The following is a 15231-nucleotide window of genomic DNA, read 5'->3' as shown; positions in this document are numbered from 1 at the left end:
ACATTAAAATTTTATGAGTCAGGCTGGGCTTTTAATAATGCATTAATTCCGTCTTCAATAATGGCGATACGGTGTTGTACATCGGCGGACGGATCGATCTCCAGCAGTTTTATGCCGGCGAAACTTAAGCTGGATAACGGCGCCTGTCGGAATAACTCCCCGGCGGCCTCAACGGTCATTAAAGACGCCTGACAGCCGGCTTTGGCATTCGGGAATGGCGCAAAAGGCGCGTGTAAATCCTGCCATTCGCCATAAGGGCCGCTGCGCGTGATGCCAGAGAACATCAGCGCTTTGAGCAAACCCGCTTGCTGACTTTGTTGTACATGTTCGAACGGCGTAGCAGTGCTCTGCGTTTCTATCACCGAACGCGCCCAGTTGATGGCGATTCCCACGCGTGTTTTAGCCTGCGGATTAACGGTGGTTAAAACCTGTAGTTCCTCGTTCAGCGGCAGAAAACCTTTGCGCGGCTGGATGCCATTCATGGCATCGCAGTGCTCAATGATGATTTCGCAGGGCCAGTCCCAGCTTAGCAACTCCTGTAGCGAACGCTGGAAACAGGCAGCGGCGGCGGCGACATCGGTTGATTTGGCTAATGGCGCGGCCTGTAGCTCAAGGGCGATCACTTTTTTTGCGCCAAAGCGATCGTTGGTGCGATTGATTTTATTGAGTACATGGCGATAGTAATCCAGGCTGGCCTGGCGCTGTTCTTCATCTTCCGATGCCAGACCAAATGCAGGGTTCTGACCACGGCGACGCATCGTTTCCATCACCCCGGTGACGACAATCTCCCATTTTTGCGGCAAATGTTTAAATAGAAAGTCATCACCATACGGGTGCAGGTCGGTCAGACAGGGTTGTTCAATGCCGCGAATATGCGGCATATCGGATAATTTACGCCAGAACTCTATTTCCATCGTTTCATCTTTCTGGTGGAAACTGGGCGCACACGGATAGGCGCCGACAATAAAGGCGATTTCTTTGTCAGACATGTTTTACTCCATTTTATTTTCGGCAATATCATTCACCGATATGGAATTCATAGCCTGTTCCCTTTATTTAAACCGCCCGGGTTAACCCTGACGGCAGGAAAAGGCATCAGATAAATTAATTGATTTCCGTCAATGCAACCTTTACTACAATTTTTCTTATCATTGAGGGCTGATGATAAATACAAGCCGGTCGATGTACATCCTGTGGGAAAAATATTGCATAGCTACCGGGCGTCATAATTAACGGTGATTCATTTTCCATGTCATGATAGAAAATAATATCCCGCTCCTCTAATAATGATTCCGCAATGATATTGTTACCTGTATCGGCAGCAAAACCAATAATCTCTTCACCACTGGCCAGAAACTGAATATCAATATAACGACGATGAACCTCAGGATGATTATTTTCTTTCGCCTGCGTTGCCAGATCCAGAATTTGCGCGTAAATCTTTCGACCATCAATTTCTACTACGCCGGTCGGTAGCTGGCTAAAATCGGTGGTGCGCAGGAATTCAAGGCCGCGCTGAATCGCCTGCGGTAGCGCACATGGATTGTCATGAGCAATGTGTCCGCTGATCATCAGATTGTCCCTCTCTGTTAAAGTGAGCGGATTCTTTGCCAAACGCTGTCGTCAACCGTGATGCCATTGCGACGGTTCTCTGCCAGCAGTTTAGTGAATTCATGGCCGGGCAGCCGGATGGCGATATCGGGATCGGCGCGTTCGGCGCTTTTCACATAATCGACAATACGCTGCAACTTGGCATCCCGGCTGTCGCCATCAATCAGCTTATCCACTTCAATGGCAATGAAGATTTGAGATATACCGTATTCATCCGTATTGTCTTCAGTGACTTCGGCCACTGACGCGCCGTCAGACAGCAGAGTGGCGATCATGTCCAGCACAATGGATAAGCCGGAACCTTTCCAGTAACCCATAGGTAAGATGCGGCGGTTTTTTTCTATGATGCCCGGTTCCCTGGTCAGGTTGCCGTCGTCATCAAAACCCCCGTCGACGGGTAACGCTCTCCCGGCAAGACGGTTCACTTCCAGCATACCGTAAGAAAACATCGACATGGACATGTCCACCATGGTGATGGGGCTGCCCGGAATCGCCACGATTAACGGGTTGGTGCCGATGCGGCACTCTTTGGCTCCCCACGGCGGCATCACCGCAATGGAGTTTGTCCAGCAGATGCCGATGTAGCCCTTTTCCGCCGCCTGCCAGCCGTAGCTGCCGCCGCGCATCCAGTGGTTGGCATTACGCAGCGCAATCAAACCGATGCCGTGTTGGTTTGCCAGCTCAATGGCGCGGTCCATCATCTGTTTTGCCGTCAGGTTGCCGATGGAACGGTGGGCGTCCCACTGTTCTATCGCCCCCAACGCCTGCACCTTTGTCGCTTTGGCGTCCGGGATAATGTCGCCATTTTCCAACTGCTGGATAAACCGTGGGAAGCGGTTCACGCCGTGGGAATAAACCCCGGACTCCGTCGTCTGGGCAAACATGGTTGCACAGGCGAATGCCGTCTCTGCTGCCACACCACGTGCTATCAGTACGCGTTCGAATTCTTGTCTTAGTTGTTCAAAGGTGACTTTCATCGGATTCTCCTAAAGCACGATTTCTGTGCTGTATTTTTTTTGTTCTTTAAATTTCATTATGTGATATCTAATTTCAAAAAATAATACAGGCCATTTTTTTACAAGTCAAAGAGCTGGCGTTTTTTAAAAACCAATAATATCAATATGTTATTAAAATATTTTCATTAGTGTGATGAGTGACACAATTCCATGCACGTACAGCGATAGTCGTTTTAAAGGGGAATGACAGCGGGGTAAGGGTGGGATATATCTGTCTTTGCCATATTTTTTCTCAGGTTTGAGAGGTTCACGGATACGGAGTAAAAGAGATGGCAGAGAAAAAATCAAGGCATCACGTTCGTGTGAGTATTGCTTATCGCTGAACCTCACTTTAGGTTAATCTTTTGCGATTACCGTTAAATAACGGGGGGATAAAATAATGAAAGATACGGAACTTGCCAAAGAGAAACCCGCTGGAAGCCAAAGCCTTTTTCGTGGACTCCAGCTCATTGAAATTCTTAGTAATTACCCGAATGGTTGCCCACTGGCCCATCTTTCAGAACTGGCGCAGTTAAATAAAAGCACCGTGCATCGGCTATTGCAGGGGCTGCAATCCTGCGGCTATGTGACGCCAGCACCTGCGGCGGGCAGTTACCGTTTAACCACCAAATTTGTTGCCGTCGGCCAAAAGGCGCTTTCATCGCTCAACATTATTCATGTCGCCGCGCCGCATCTGGAGGCATTGAATCTTGCCACGGGTGAAACCGTTAACTTTTCCAGCCGGGAAAACGATCACGCCATCATGATTTACAAACTGGAGCCAACCACCGGTATGCTGCGCACCCGTGCCTATATTGGTCAGCATATGTCGTTGTACTGTTCGGCAATGGGGAAAATTTATATGGCTTATGGTCAGGCTGATTACATTGCCGACTATTGGCGGAGTCATCAGGATGAAATCAAGCCGCTGACGCGCAACACGATTACCGATCTTCAGGCGATGTATCAGGAGCTTGAGCAGATCCGTGCGGCAGGCATGGCGATGGACCGGGAAGAGAATGAGCTGGGCGTGTCCTGTATCGCGGTTCCGGTGTTTGATATTCATCAGCGTGTCGGCTATGCCATTTCCATTTCCCTTTCTACGGTAAAATTGCAACAAATTGGCGAGGAGACGCTGCTTAAACCGTTAAAAGCGACGGCCGAGGCAATTTCCAAAGAGCTGGGCTTCTCAACTAACGATCTTATTGTCCCTCTTTGAGTTGCCATCCATAAGGCAGATACTGAGATCTTGCACGATTTGAGACAAAAAAGCCCAAATTCTGATGGGCGTTACATTCAATATATGAGAATCAGTCGATTAGTAGGACTGAGCATTGCCGTGCGGGATCTTGCAGTGATTTTCAGGCAGAAGAAGACCCGCCCGGAGCGGGAGATCGTTAAGCGAGCTTCATTCGTTCGTTAAGCGTTTCGACGATAAACGCATTCACTGAAACCTGGCGTTCAGCGGCGGCAATGGTCAGCCGTTCTCCGAACGATTCAGGGTAGCGGAGGGTGAACGTTTTCACTTTCTCTTCACGCTCATAGGGATCGATTCCGCTTTCCTGACAATCTGCCAGATATTCACGTAGTGAGATTTCTCCCTCACTCCTTAGCCCATCAATGCTATCGGCTACAAAGTCACAATAGCCTGATAAACCAATAAACTTACCACGAAACATGCCAATTTCAGGCACATAACTAATGATGGCCGGTTGCCCGGCAACAACCATCGTATTTGGTGTATTAAGTGCTTTAGTCATGGTTTTACCCCTATATTTTCCAACCATTCACGCAGGCTTACCAACGCGCCTTTATCAGTGTCCGGTGACGGATGAGGACGATGGAATCGGGCAATGCTCCCGTTCAGTAAAAATCGTACTCTTGAGCCGCTTCCTTCCTTAATCTCACCACCTAACGCAATGATAAGTGACTCAATATTCGACTATTTAACACCAGAGAGTACCGGCGTTTTGAAAACCTGATTCAGCGTTTCCCGCTGTTTTTTTCTCAGACTGGCTATTTTTTCCTGCATTGCCTGTTCTATGAAGTCACCTTTTGGAGTCATTATGGATATTCTTTATGTGAAGTCAAGTTGTGAAGTCAAAGTGTGCTATCTATTTTATTTAGCTCGCTCATCACCGCCAGCCGTTCCGCTGACGACATTGCCCGGTACAGGAATAACGCAGCCTTTAGCAGATGCTCATCGTCAGATAGCCGTTTAAGATCGTCCACATGTTGTCCACACTTGCCAAAAATGACCGGTTTTTGACCACGTTCTAACCGTTTACAGTTGCTTGTAGTTGCTTAATAGGTGGTTGTTTTAAAACGCTTTCCCCGGAAAATGCCAAAAAAAAGCCCTCCATCATGGAGGGCAAAAGACAGGGATGGTGTCTATGGCAAGGAAAACAGGGTATATCTGCTACAGGTAATTACTCGAACTACACACCCTACTCAGGGTTGCTCGGTTATGCCCGGTTATGGCGCGGGCATCTGGTTAAACATTGAGATCTGCTGCTGCATCTCTTTCATACGTTGTTGGTGTTTCTGGTCTAAAATAGTCTTCTGTTCGGTTGTCAGCAGGTTATACATCTGGTTGCGCACGCGGGTCATTAGAACCTGACGCTCAATCTGCACTTGCATCATCTTGGTTATCTGAGTGCGAACCGCTGCTTCATCAAATCTGTCGGCGATAACCAGCTTATGCATGGCTTCAATATCTTCAGTATTAAACGCTGGAGCGTCCTGACGGCCCTGATGCATTAAATCGCGCATTTGTTGCCGTTGCTGCCCGGTTAATTTCACACCATCAAACATCCCTTGCTGACCAGGAATTTTTTTCATGACAGAGTCATCATGATGCCAGCCACTCACAGACGCCCCTTCAGTACCCGCTGCAAATGCGGTGAAAGAACTCAGCATCAGCAGTGAAGCAAGAGATAACGTTGCGGCGTGTTGCATCAATAACTCCCCGGTTTGGCATGCTGTTCTGTGAATCAATGAGCACCAGTCTAATCGTCTTGCTGCAAACATGCGTCAGAGGATGTAAAACTACGTAAAGTCATGGAATAGCGTTAATCTATGACGTATTTTGCCCCTGGAGGTAGATAAAATATGAACAAAATCCTGCTGGTTGATGACGATAGAGAGCTAACGTCTTTATTGAAAGAATTGCTCGAAATGGAAGGTTTTAACGTCGTTGTCGCTTACGACGGCGAACAGGCGTTAAACATATTGGATAACACGGTTGACCTGTTGTTGCTGGATGTCATGATGCCGAAGAAAAACGGTATCGATACATTAAAAGAACTGCGCCAGCAGCACCAGACGCCGGTAATCATGTTAACTGCCCGCGGCAGCGAGCTTGATCGGGTACTCGGCCTGGAGTTAGGCGCGGATGACTATCTGCCGAAGCCCTTTAACGACCGCGAACTGGTGGCTCGAATCCGCGCCATTTTGCGGCGCTCTAACTGGACGGATCAGCAACAGTCCGGCGAAACCAGCGCACCCACGCTGGAAGTTGACGGTCTGCGGCTCAATCCTGGCCGTCAGGAAGCCAGCTTTGATGAAACTGTGTTGGATTTGACCGGAACCGAGTTCACGCTCTTGTATTTGTTGGCGCAGCGATTGGGCCAGGTTGTTTCGCGTGAGCATTTGAGTCAGGAAGTGCTGGGAAAAAGGCTTACGCCCTTTGACCGCGCCATTGATATGCATATCTCTAATCTGCGTCGCAAATTACCAGAACGAAAAGATGGCTTGCCGTGGTTTAAAACGTTGCGCGGGCGAGGTTATCTGATGGTGTCCGTTGCATGATTAATAGCCTGACCGCACGTATTTTCGCTATTTTCTGGCTGACGCTGGCGCTGGTGCTCATGCTGGTACTGATGGTGCCCAAGCTTGATTCACGCCAGCTAACGGCGTTGCTGGAAAGTGAGCAGCGGCAAGGGATTATGCTGGAGCAACATATTCAGGCCGATCTGGCTAATACCCCCGCCAACGATTTACGCTGGTGGGTGAGGTTATTCTGGGTCATTGAAAAATGGGCCCCGCCGGGACAACGCCTTTTGTTGGTGACCAGTGAAGGAAGAGTACTGGGCGCGCAGAAAAGCGAAACACAAATTGTGCGTAATTTTATCGGCCTGTCCGATAATGCCGACCACCCGCAAAAGAAAAAATATGGCCGTGTTGAATTGCTGGGGCCATTCTCTATTCGGGATGGTGAAGATAACTATCAGCTTTACCTGATTCGCCCGGCAAGCAGCCCGCAGTCAGACTTTATTAACCTGTTGTTTGATAAGCCGTTGTTACTGTTGATTTTCACCATGCTGATCAGCTCGCCTTTATTGTTATGGCTTGCCTGGAGCCTGGCCAAACCGGCCCGTAAACTGAAAAATGCGGCGGATGAAGTCGCACGGGGCAACTTGCGCCAACATCCTGAGCTGGAGGCCGGGCCGCAGGAATTTCTGGCAACGGGGGTCAGTTTTAACCAGATGGTCAGTGCGCTGGAGCGGATGGTCACCGCACAGCACCGCTTGCTGTCAGATATTTCGCACGAACTGCGTACCCCTCTCACCCGCTTGCAACTGGCTACCGCATTACTGCGCAGGCGTCAGGGAGAAGGCCATGAACTCAATCGCATTGAAACCGAAACACAGCGGATGGATAGCATGATTAATGATCTGCTGGTGTTGTCGCGTAACCAGCATAAGAACGAACTTACCCGCGAATTTCTCCGGGCCGATGAACTGTGGGGCGATGTCTTGGATGACGCCAGTTTTGAAGCGGAGCAAATGGGTAAAACGCTGGAAGTGACTTATCCCCCCGGCCCGTGGACGCTGTATGGTAACCCTTCCGCGCTCGACAGCGCGTTGGAAAACATCGTTCGCAACGCACTGCGTTATTCTCACCATCATATTGCTGTGGCGTTCTCCGTCGATAATCAGGGTATCACCATTAAAGTGGATGACGACGGCCCCGGCGTCAGCCCGGAAGATCGGGAACAAATTTTCCGGCCATTTTACCGGACGGATGAAGCCCGTGATCGGGAGTCGGGTGGTACAGGGCTTGGGCTGGCGATTGTAGAAACGGCGATCACGCAGCATAAAGGTTGGGTGAAAGCGGAAGATAGCCCGCTGGGCGGTTTACGGTTGATTATCTGGCTGCCATTACATCAGAGATAAATGGATCAGACCTGTTAACGGCGACCGCCAAAGCTATTCTGTCGCCAGGCTTCATAACTGATGATGGCAACCGCATTAGACAGGTTAAGGCTACGGCTCTGTGGCTGCATGGGGATGCGGATGCGAAAATCCGCCAAAAAGCCATTGCGGATATCATCAGGCAGGCCTGCGGTTTCCGATCCAAACAGCAGTACATCCCCGGGTTGATAATCCGGTTGATCGTAGGGGCGGCTGCCTTTGGTGGTACAGGCAAAAATGCGCTGCCCGGCGACTGCCGCCAGAAAGTCCTGATAGTTTTTATGGCGGCTGACGTTGGCTAAATCATGGTAATCCAGCCCGGCCCGGCGCAGCTTCTTCTCTTCAAAATCAAAGCCCAGCGGTTCAATCAGGTGAAGGGTGCTGCCGTTGTTGGCGGCCAAACGGATAATATTGCCGGTGTTCGGGGCTATTTGTGGCTCATAGAGTGCAATATGAAACATAGGGTAACTTCAATCGCCAGGAAAAATTCCGCCGCAGTATATAACATTCCATCGGGCAGCCCCACTGTCTGCATATATCAGAATTCGGACAACTCACTGCGACGTTTGCACCGATCGCGATTACACTTGAAAGACTGACAAGCAATCCCGTTATCCGCCATTCCCGCGCAGGCGGGGATCGCTCACATGAGGTGATGATGAAAACCAGACTGATATCCATGCCGCTGGCCGCTCTGCTTTTTTTGCCGCTGGCAGGCTGGTCTGCCAACCCGCAGACGCCATCGGCGCAGCAGCAGTATGAAAATGGCATCAACAGCCAGAAACAGCTACAGCAACGTATGCAACAGAACCAGCAGGGGCAGAAACAGCAGTTGAACCAACAGCTACAGCAACGTAATACGCAGTTGCAGCAGCAACGACAACAGCAATTAGAGCAGGAGCGGCAGCGCAGCACCCCGCAAAGGATGCTGCCAGTTCAACCCCGGCAAACGCCTTAATTGAGTAACGCTTAAAGACGTACGCCCATCAAGGTCAGAAGCAGCGGGGTAGTCAAGGCGGCCAGCGCCGTTGACATCAGCAGGCTGGACGCCACCGGGCCACCCAGTACATTGAACTGGCGCGACATCAGATAAACGTTGACGCCTACCGCCATCGAACCCAGCAGTACCACCACCCGGCTTTCCATTTCAGGCAGACCGAGCGCCACTGCCAGGCCCCAGATTACCAACGGCTGTACCAACAGCTTGATAGTGCAAATGACGGCGCTTATCTGCCAGCCATCGCGAACCTGGTATTCCGCCAGCCCCATCCCTAAGGCAATCAGCGATAACGGCACTGCAATCTGCCCCAGCATCCCCAACGGCTGATCGACATAAGACGGCAGGGACAACCCGGTCAGGCTGAATGCGGCGCCAGAAAGAATGCCGATAATCAGTGGATTTTTCAGTACCCCCAGCGCGGTTTTGGTAAAGCCTCGCAGCGAAAGCGCCCCGTTGCGCGCCCACTCCACCGATACCGTCACCAGCGTCCAGAGGATCAGGCCGTTAAACACCAGTACCAGCGCGACGGAGGGTACCGCCTCTTCACCCAGCATCAGGGTGGCAATCGGCAAACCAAGCATGACATTGTTGGAAAAGATGCCACTCAGCGCAAAAATAGAACCGGAAACGCCATCCAGATGAAAAATTTTGCGCGCCACAATCCGGCCCAGTATAAAAACGATCAGACAACTGCCAAAAAAAGCAATCAGTAGTCTGGCATCGACCACGGGGCGTTTGGAAAAATCACACATCAGACGGAATAACATGGCAGGCATTGCTACCGAGAAGACAAATCGGCTCATGCCATCGGTAATGGTTGTCGGCCACTTTCCATAACGGATCAGACCGTAACCCAGTGCGATCAGAACAAATAGCGGTAAAGACAGAAAAATCTGGTGCCAGAGGGAAACAATGAATGCGGGCATCACGCCACTTCCTTAATGAACCGGCACTGATTACGGAAAGTCTATTGGGTATAAAAACAGGCAGGCTTTAGCCGGTAGCAAAACACGCCCCGATTAAATCTATCCGGTCAGTGCAGATGCAGTCAACGCCCCAATCAAGCAAAGTTTGCGCCCGCTCAGGTCGGTTTACGGTGTACACCAGTATCCGCAGCCCGGCGGCTTTCAATAACGCCACCCGTTCCGCCGTCAGTAATTGGTGGTTAAGATGGATAGATACACAGCCCAAACGTTGCGTCAGGGGTTGCCAGTCGTCGTCCCATTCATCCAGCAGCAGGCCGCGTGGTAGTTCAGGTACGGCCTGTTGTGCCGCTTCCAATGCCTGAACCGAGAATGACGATAGCAGCGGCGCGATAGCGTGACCCTGCCAGAGCTGGCGCGCAGCAAGAGCGATAAGGTGCCCGGTTTGCCGATCGTGGCCGGTGGTTGGCTTAATTTCAATATTGGCCGCCATGCCATGCTGCTCACAGCGTTTTGCCACTTCCGATAGCAGCGGTAGCCGCTCGCCGGCAAACGTTTTACCGTACCAGCCTCCGGCATCCAGCCCGACCAGCTTGTCCCACGGCAGATCGCCTGCAACCCCACAGCCGTTGCTGGTTCGCTCAAGCGTGTCGTCATGCAGCAAAAAGATCTGACCGTCCTGCGACAGCTTGGCATCAAACTCAATCATCTTGTGACCCAGGTTGGCGCCCACGTCAATTGCGGCCAGTGTATTTTCCGGCGCCAGTGAGCCGCCGCCGCGGTGGGCGACAATCGCCGGGTAAGGCCAGGGATTAACCATTATTCCATCCGTAATCCGCTTTGCGAATCAAACAAATGCCATGATGACTCAGGCAGATGCAGCCAGAGTGTTGAACCTACCGCCGGACAATGCTCGTAGGACAGGCGGGTAATCACATTCTGCCCGCCCCATTGCCCGTGCGCCAGATTATCCGCACCCAGCAGTTCCAGCGTTGATACTTGCAACGGAACGCCGCCCGTCTCGCGTGTTGCCAGTTGAATATGCTCCGGTCTGACCCCCAACGTCAATTCACGCCCGCGCCATTGTGGTTTTGCCGCAGGCAAGGGGAGGGCCAAACCGCCGCTCACCTCAAACCGACAGCCGTCATCACTGATCCTGCCTGACCAAAGATTCATGGCGGGCGACCCGATAAAACTGGCGACAAACAGTGATGCCGGACGACGATAAATGTCCGATGGCGCGCCAATCTGCTCGGCAACGCCTTTATTCATCACGATCACGCGCTGCGCCAGCGTCATCGCTTCAATCTGATCGTGGGTGACGTAGAGGCTGGTGGTCTTCAGGCGCTGATGTAACTGCTGTAATTCCAATCTCATCTGTACCCGCAACTTGGCATCCAGGTTTGACAGCGGCTCATCAAATAAAAAGACGGCGGGTTCACGAACAATAGCCCGCCCCATCGCCACGCGTTGGCGTTGCCCGCCAGATAACTCTCTTGGTTTACGCTGTAACAATGGCAGCAGTTCCAGAATTCGTGCCGCTTCTTCCACCCTCTGGCGGATATGCACTTTACCAAACTTGCGGATTTTCAGCCCGTAAGCCATGTTGTCATAAACACTCATATGGGGATAAAGCGCATAATTCTGGAACACCATCGCAATGCCGCGATCTTTGGGTTCCAGATCAGTCACCCGCTGGTTATCAATATAAATATCGCCGCTGGTGGTTTGTTCCAGTCCGGCAACCATTCTCAGCAGCGTGGATTTACCGCAGCCGGATGGCCCGACCATCACCACAAACTCGCCGTTGGCAACATCGAGATCGATGGGATGAATAATCTGAGTTTTGCCGTCGTATGACTTGGTAACGGCCTGAAGTTTTAAACATGCCATAAAAAAACACCCCGTGTGTTTTTAACGCCGCGCAGCGGCATTTCTGTGGATGAGGGGCGGATTATTTTTCACTATCAACCAAACCGCGCACGAACCAGCGCTGCATCAACAGCACCACTAACAAGGGAGGCAACATCGTCAGCAGCATCGCCGCCATGACCTGATTCCACTGTGTCGCCCCATCGCCGGAAGCAATCATGCTTTTGATCCCGGCTACCGCCGTTCCCAGATCCGTATCCGAGATAATCAGCAACGGCCACAGGTACTGGTTCCAGCCGTAGATAAAGGTGATGACGAATAACGCCGCCAGATTGGTTTTCGACAGCGGCAGAACGATATCGAAAAAGAAACGCATCGGGCTGGCGCCGTCAATGCGTGCCGCTTCCAGCAGTTCATCCGGCAGCGTCATAAAAAACTGCCGGAATAGGAATGTTGCCGTGGCGGATGCCATTAACGGCAGCGTCAGCCCGGAGTAACTGTCCATCATGTTCAGCCTGGCGATCACTTCTACCGTTGGAAAGATACGTACCTCTACCGGTAACATCAGCGTCAGAAAAATCATCCAGAAAAACAGGCTGCGCAACGGAAAACGAAAATAGACAATGGCGTAGGCGGATAAGATGGACACGCTAATCTTGCCCAGCGTGATCGCCAGCGCCATCACAAAACTGTTAAACAGCATCAGACCAAAAGGCGTGGTGCTGTTACCGGTGCCGTGCTGCCAAATGTTATGCAGATTTTCCCACAGGTGCGTACCGGGTATCAGCGTCATAGGGGCCTGGAAAACCTGTTGGTTATCCAGTGTTGCGGCAACAATAGCGACGTAGAGCGGAAACAGTACCGCAGCAATCCCGACTGCCAGCATCAGGTGGCTGAAGATGTCCAATCCCCGGCGGTTCTCAATCATTGGTAGTTCACCTTCCGTTCGACAAAGCGGAACTGGATCACCGTCAACCCGATAACCAACAGCATCAGCACCACGGACTGGGCCGCAGAACTGGACAGATCCAGGCCGGAAAAACCTTCACGGTAAATCTTGTAGATCAATGTGGTGGTGGACTGCACGGGGCCGCCGGCAGTGGCGGCGTCAATGATGGGGAAGGTATCGAAGAAGGCGTACACCAGATTGACCACCAGCAGGAAAAAGCTCACCGGGGAGATCAGCGGCAGCGCCAGATTGAAGAACCGGCGTACCGGGCCTGCGCCGTCAATCGCCGCCGCTTCAATCAATGAGCGGGGAATTGATTGCAACGCCGCCAGGAAAAACAGGAAGTTATAGCTAATCTGTTTCCATACTGAGGCCAGCACCACCAGAAACATCGCTTGTCCGCTGTTTTGAGCGTGATTCCATGAATAACCAAACTGACTCAGAAAATGGGTAATCAACCCCAGCCCCGGATTAAACAGAAACATCCACAGTACCGCAGCCACAGCGGGCGCTACCGCATAAGGCAGGATGATCAGCGTTTGGTACAGGCGGCTGCATCGCAGAACATAATCCACCAGCGCGGCCAGAAACAGCGAGATCAGCAGGCCGAAACCGGCCACCAGAAAACTGAATACCAGCGTGGTGTAAAAAGACGCCAGATAATAGCCGTCACTAAACAACTGTCTGAAGTTTTCCATACCGACGAATTCACTGGAAATCCCGAATGGATCCAGATTTTGCACCGAATACCACAGCGTCTGACCGGCAGGCCAGATAAAGAAAATGACGGTAATCAGTAGCTGGGGGAAAACCAGCGCATAGGGTAACCAACTACGACCAAAAACGGGACGGGATGATGTCATGCGGTAACTCATTACTATAAGGGGGGCCGATTCCTTTCGGCCAACATTTTTCCGGGTTGTGCTACTTGGTGGACTGCTCAAAACGGCGTAGCAGCGCATTACCACGTTCAACGGCACTGTCCAACGCCTGTTGTGGGGTTTTCTTGCCGGTCCAGACGCTTTCCAGCTCTTCATCCACCACGGTACGAATCTGCGGCATATTGCCTAAACGCAGCCCTTTGGTGAAAGCCAGCGGCGGCTTGTTCAACATCTGACGCGTCGCAATATCCGCCCCTGGGTTTTTCTCGTAGAAACCCTGCTGCTGCGTCAATTCATACGCCGCTGTGGTGATAGGCAGATAGCCTGTTTTCTGGTGCCATTCCGCCGCAATTTCAGGCTGTGCCAGGAACTGCATAAATTCGGCTACGCCTTTGTAGGTCGCGGCATCTTTGCCATTCATCACCCACAGGCTGGCGCCGCCGATGATGGCGTTCTGCGGTGCGCCCTGCACATCGGCGTCATAGGGAATCATACCGACGCCATAATTGAATTTGGCATGTTGACGGATATCCGCCAGCGAACCGGAAGACGCGGTGGTGATGGCGCAATCGCCATTGTAAAACTTCTCCGTTGGCTCATCTTTACGCCCGAAGTAGGTGAAGTCGCCTTTCTTGTTCATCTCTTCCAGCAATCGGATATGTTTAACCTGAGTTGGCTTGTTGAATTCCAGTACTGCATTCGTACCGTCGAAACCGTTATTTTCAGACGCCACTGGCAAACCATGCCAGGCACTGAAGTTTTCAATTTGAATCCAACCTTGCCAACCGCTGGCATAACCACATTTCATCCCGGCTGAACGCAGTTTCGCTGTGTACTCGGCCATTTGTTGCCAGGTTTTTGGCGGTTGCTCTGGATCCAGCCCGGCTTTTTTGAAGGCGTCTTTGTTGTAGTACAGCACCGGGGTAGAGCTGTTAAATGGTTGTGACAACAGATGACCGCTTTTTGCATCGGTGTAATAGCCGGAAACGGTGGGAACAAAAATCGACTCATCGAAATCAATGCCCGCCTGTTTGAAAACTTCATAAACAGGCTTGATGGCTTTGCTGGCCATCATTGTCGCGGTGCCAACTTCATAAACCTGTAAAATCGCGGGGGCATTCCCGGCTCGATAAGCGGCAATCCCGGCGGCCAGATTTTGTTCGTAGTTGCCTTTATAGACCGGGATAATTTTGACATCGCTGTGCGCTTGATTAAAACGATCGGTCAGAGAATTAACCTCTTTCCCCAATTCTCCCTCCATTGAGTGCCAAAAGGGGATCTCGGTGGCTGCCTGCGCATTGGCGCTGCAAGCCAGCGCCAATGCCATACACGCTGCCGTTTTACCAACAACCTGCGCTTTACGAATTATTGGGTTGAACATGCCTGTCTCCTGAAGTTTTTGACCTGGCTTGAACGAAAAGCACTCTTTATTCGGGAGGTAACATGACACGCCTGTATGACAAAAAAATAACTGATAAATGACAGCAGTATGATAGCAACCTGAGTCGCTTCTATGATGGAGAAGGGTTTTTTAATTAGTGAAATCGCTTAAAGCAATAGCTATTAACGATCAATATTATATCTTGCACAGTTTTTTACTATTGTATGGCGACAATCAAGCCCATTTTAGCTTATTTATCCGTCAATAGATTTATTGCCACTCCCGTATACTGTGTATTCAATCACTTACTATTGTAGCACTTGAGTGCAATCAGGCGTGAGAATGAGTATAAAAATAACAAACCATTAACAATAGCGTGTTGAACGCTTTCGTGAAAAAAAATCAAACAGAGATATCGCGGCAA

The 15231-nt window shown here is 51.0% G+C and carries 17 protein-coding genes and 1 pseudogene; 4 read left to right on the top strand and 14 right to left on the bottom strand.

The genetic code is table 11. The features are described from left to right. Window positions 1–11: 11 nt before the first annotated feature. From BIY29_RS05315 to yiaK, 3 genes are all read right to left on the bottom strand, one after another. Complete coding sequence (locus BIY29_RS05315; RefSeq protein ID WP_121574110.1) at window positions 12–989, bottom strand: DUF4862 family protein; 978 nt, start codon at window positions 987–989, stop codon at window positions 12–14. Between the two features lie 115 nt (window positions 990–1104). Continuing rightward, window positions 1105–1572 carry a NanQ anomerase/TabA/YiaL family protein gene (locus tag BIY29_RS05310; RefSeq protein WP_121574109.1) on the bottom strand — a complete coding sequence of 156 codons (468 nt, stop codon included), beginning with the start codon at window positions 1570–1572 and terminating at the stop codon, window positions 1105–1107. A 17-nt stretch (window positions 1573–1589) separates the two neighbouring features. Then, the gene (yiaK, locus tag BIY29_RS05305; RefSeq protein WP_121574108.1) at window positions 1590–2588 is read right to left on the bottom strand and encodes a 3-dehydro-L-gulonate 2-dehydrogenase; all 999 of its coding nucleotides are present in this window, start codon (window positions 2586–2588) and stop codon (window positions 1590–1592) included. Between the two features lie 418 nt (window positions 2589–3006). On the opposite strand from yiaK, the gene BIY29_RS05300 reads away from it, so the two are divergent. After that, window positions 3007–3825, top strand: coding sequence for an IclR family transcriptional regulator (locus BIY29_RS05300; RefSeq protein ID WP_121574107.1), 819 nt, complete (start codon window positions 3007–3009; stop codon window positions 3823–3825). Window positions 3826–4003: 178 nt separating this feature from the next. Here the strand turns inward: BIY29_RS05300 and BIY29_RS05295 are convergent, their stop codons facing one another. The 4 genes and pseudogenes from BIY29_RS05295 to cpxP form a co-directional block, all read right to left on the bottom strand. After that, the gene (locus BIY29_RS05295) at window positions 4004–4366 is read right to left on the bottom strand and encodes a type II toxin-antitoxin system HicB family antitoxin (RefSeq protein WP_009114924.1); all 363 of its coding nucleotides are present in this window, start codon (window positions 4364–4366) and stop codon (window positions 4004–4006) included. Beyond that, a pseudogene (locus tag BIY29_RS05290) lies at window positions 4363–4638 on the bottom strand (type II toxin-antitoxin system HicA family toxin). Before BIY29_RS05290 ends, BIY29_RS05295 begins: the two are co-directional and overlap by 4 nt. Window positions 4639–4706: 68 nt before the next feature. Further along, window positions 4707–4838: a hypothetical protein gene (locus tag BIY29_RS20800; protein WP_276310281.1), complete on the bottom strand. Its 132-nt coding sequence runs from the start codon at window positions 4836–4838 to the stop codon at window positions 4707–4709. Window positions 4839–5081: 243 nt separating this feature from the next. Continuing rightward, complete coding sequence (cpxP, locus tag BIY29_RS05285) at window positions 5082–5564, bottom strand: cell-envelope stress modulator CpxP (RefSeq protein WP_121574106.1); 483 nt, start codon at window positions 5562–5564, stop codon at window positions 5082–5084. A gap of 153 nt (window positions 5565–5717) precedes the next feature. Here cpxP and cpxR point away from each other — a divergent pair, with 153 nt between their 5' ends. Both cpxR and cpxA read left to right on the top strand, forming a co-directional pair. Continuing rightward, a complete protein-coding gene (gene cpxR / locus BIY29_RS05280) occupies window positions 5718–6416 on the top strand; it encodes an envelope stress response regulator transcription factor CpxR (protein ID WP_121574105.1) in 699 nt (232 codons plus the stop codon). After that, on the top strand, window positions 6413–7783 hold the full coding sequence (gene cpxA, locus BIY29_RS05275) for an envelope stress sensor histidine kinase CpxA (protein WP_121574104.1): 1371 nt from the start codon (window positions 6413–6415) through the stop codon (window positions 7781–7783). Before cpxR ends, cpxA begins: the two co-directional genes overlap by 4 nt. A gap of 14 nt (window positions 7784–7797) precedes the next feature. Here the strand turns inward: cpxA and BIY29_RS05270 are convergent, their stop codons facing one another. Then, window positions 7798–8262, bottom strand: coding sequence for a tRNA (cytidine(34)-2'-O)-methyltransferase (locus BIY29_RS05270; protein WP_121574103.1), 465 nt, complete (start codon window positions 8260–8262; stop codon window positions 7798–7800). A gap of 194 nt (window positions 8263–8456) precedes the next feature. Between BIY29_RS05270 and BIY29_RS05265 the strand changes: the two genes are divergently transcribed. Next, window positions 8457–8759 carry a hypothetical protein gene (locus BIY29_RS05265; RefSeq protein ID WP_420808407.1) on the top strand — a complete coding sequence of 101 codons (303 nt, stop codon included), beginning with the start codon at window positions 8457–8459 and terminating at the stop codon, window positions 8757–8759. Between the two features lie 11 nt (window positions 8760–8770). Here BIY29_RS05265 and BIY29_RS05260 read toward each other — a convergent pair whose 3' ends face one another. The 6 genes from BIY29_RS05260 to ugpB all read right to left on the bottom strand — a co-directional run bounded on the left by BIY29_RS05260 (window position 8771) and on the right by ugpB (window position 14807). Further along, window positions 8771–9727 carry an AEC family transporter gene (locus BIY29_RS05260; RefSeq protein WP_121574102.1) on the bottom strand — a complete coding sequence of 319 codons (957 nt, stop codon included), beginning with the start codon at window positions 9725–9727 and terminating at the stop codon, window positions 8771–8773. Window positions 9728–9794: 67 nt separating this feature from the next. After that, the gene (gene ugpQ / locus BIY29_RS05255) at window positions 9795–10544 is read right to left on the bottom strand and encodes a glycerophosphodiester phosphodiesterase (protein WP_121574101.1); all 750 of its coding nucleotides are present in this window, start codon (window positions 10542–10544) and stop codon (window positions 9795–9797) included. Continuing rightward, a complete protein-coding gene (locus BIY29_RS05250; RefSeq protein ID WP_121574100.1) occupies window positions 10544–11617 on the bottom strand; it encodes a sn-glycerol-3-phosphate import ATP-binding protein UgpC in 1074 nt (357 codons plus the stop codon). The genes ugpQ and BIY29_RS05250 overlap by 1 nt, the downstream gene beginning before the upstream one ends. A gap of 61 nt (window positions 11618–11678) precedes the next feature. Continuing rightward, complete coding sequence (gene ugpE, locus BIY29_RS05245) at window positions 11679–12524, bottom strand: sn-glycerol-3-phosphate ABC transporter permease UgpE (protein ID WP_121574099.1); 846 nt, start codon at window positions 12522–12524, stop codon at window positions 11679–11681. Beyond that, the gene (gene ugpA, locus BIY29_RS05240) at window positions 12521–13408 is read right to left on the bottom strand and encodes a sn-glycerol-3-phosphate ABC transporter permease UgpA (protein WP_121574138.1); all 888 of its coding nucleotides are present in this window, start codon (window positions 13406–13408) and stop codon (window positions 12521–12523) included. Before ugpA ends, ugpE begins: the two co-directional genes overlap by 4 nt. Before the next feature lie 61 nt (window positions 13409–13469). Next, window positions 13470–14807, bottom strand: a complete 1338-nt coding sequence (gene ugpB / locus BIY29_RS05235) for a sn-glycerol-3-phosphate ABC transporter substrate-binding protein UgpB (protein WP_121574098.1) — start codon at window positions 14805–14807, stop codon at window positions 13470–13472. Window positions 14808–15231 lie beyond the last annotated feature (424 nt).

It is taken from the genome of Brenneria alni (assembly GCF_003666245.1).
GTDB lineage: Bacteria > Pseudomonadota > Gammaproteobacteria > Enterobacterales > Enterobacteriaceae > Brenneria > Brenneria alni.
This window is presented reverse-complemented; position numbering and strand designations above follow the sequence as displayed.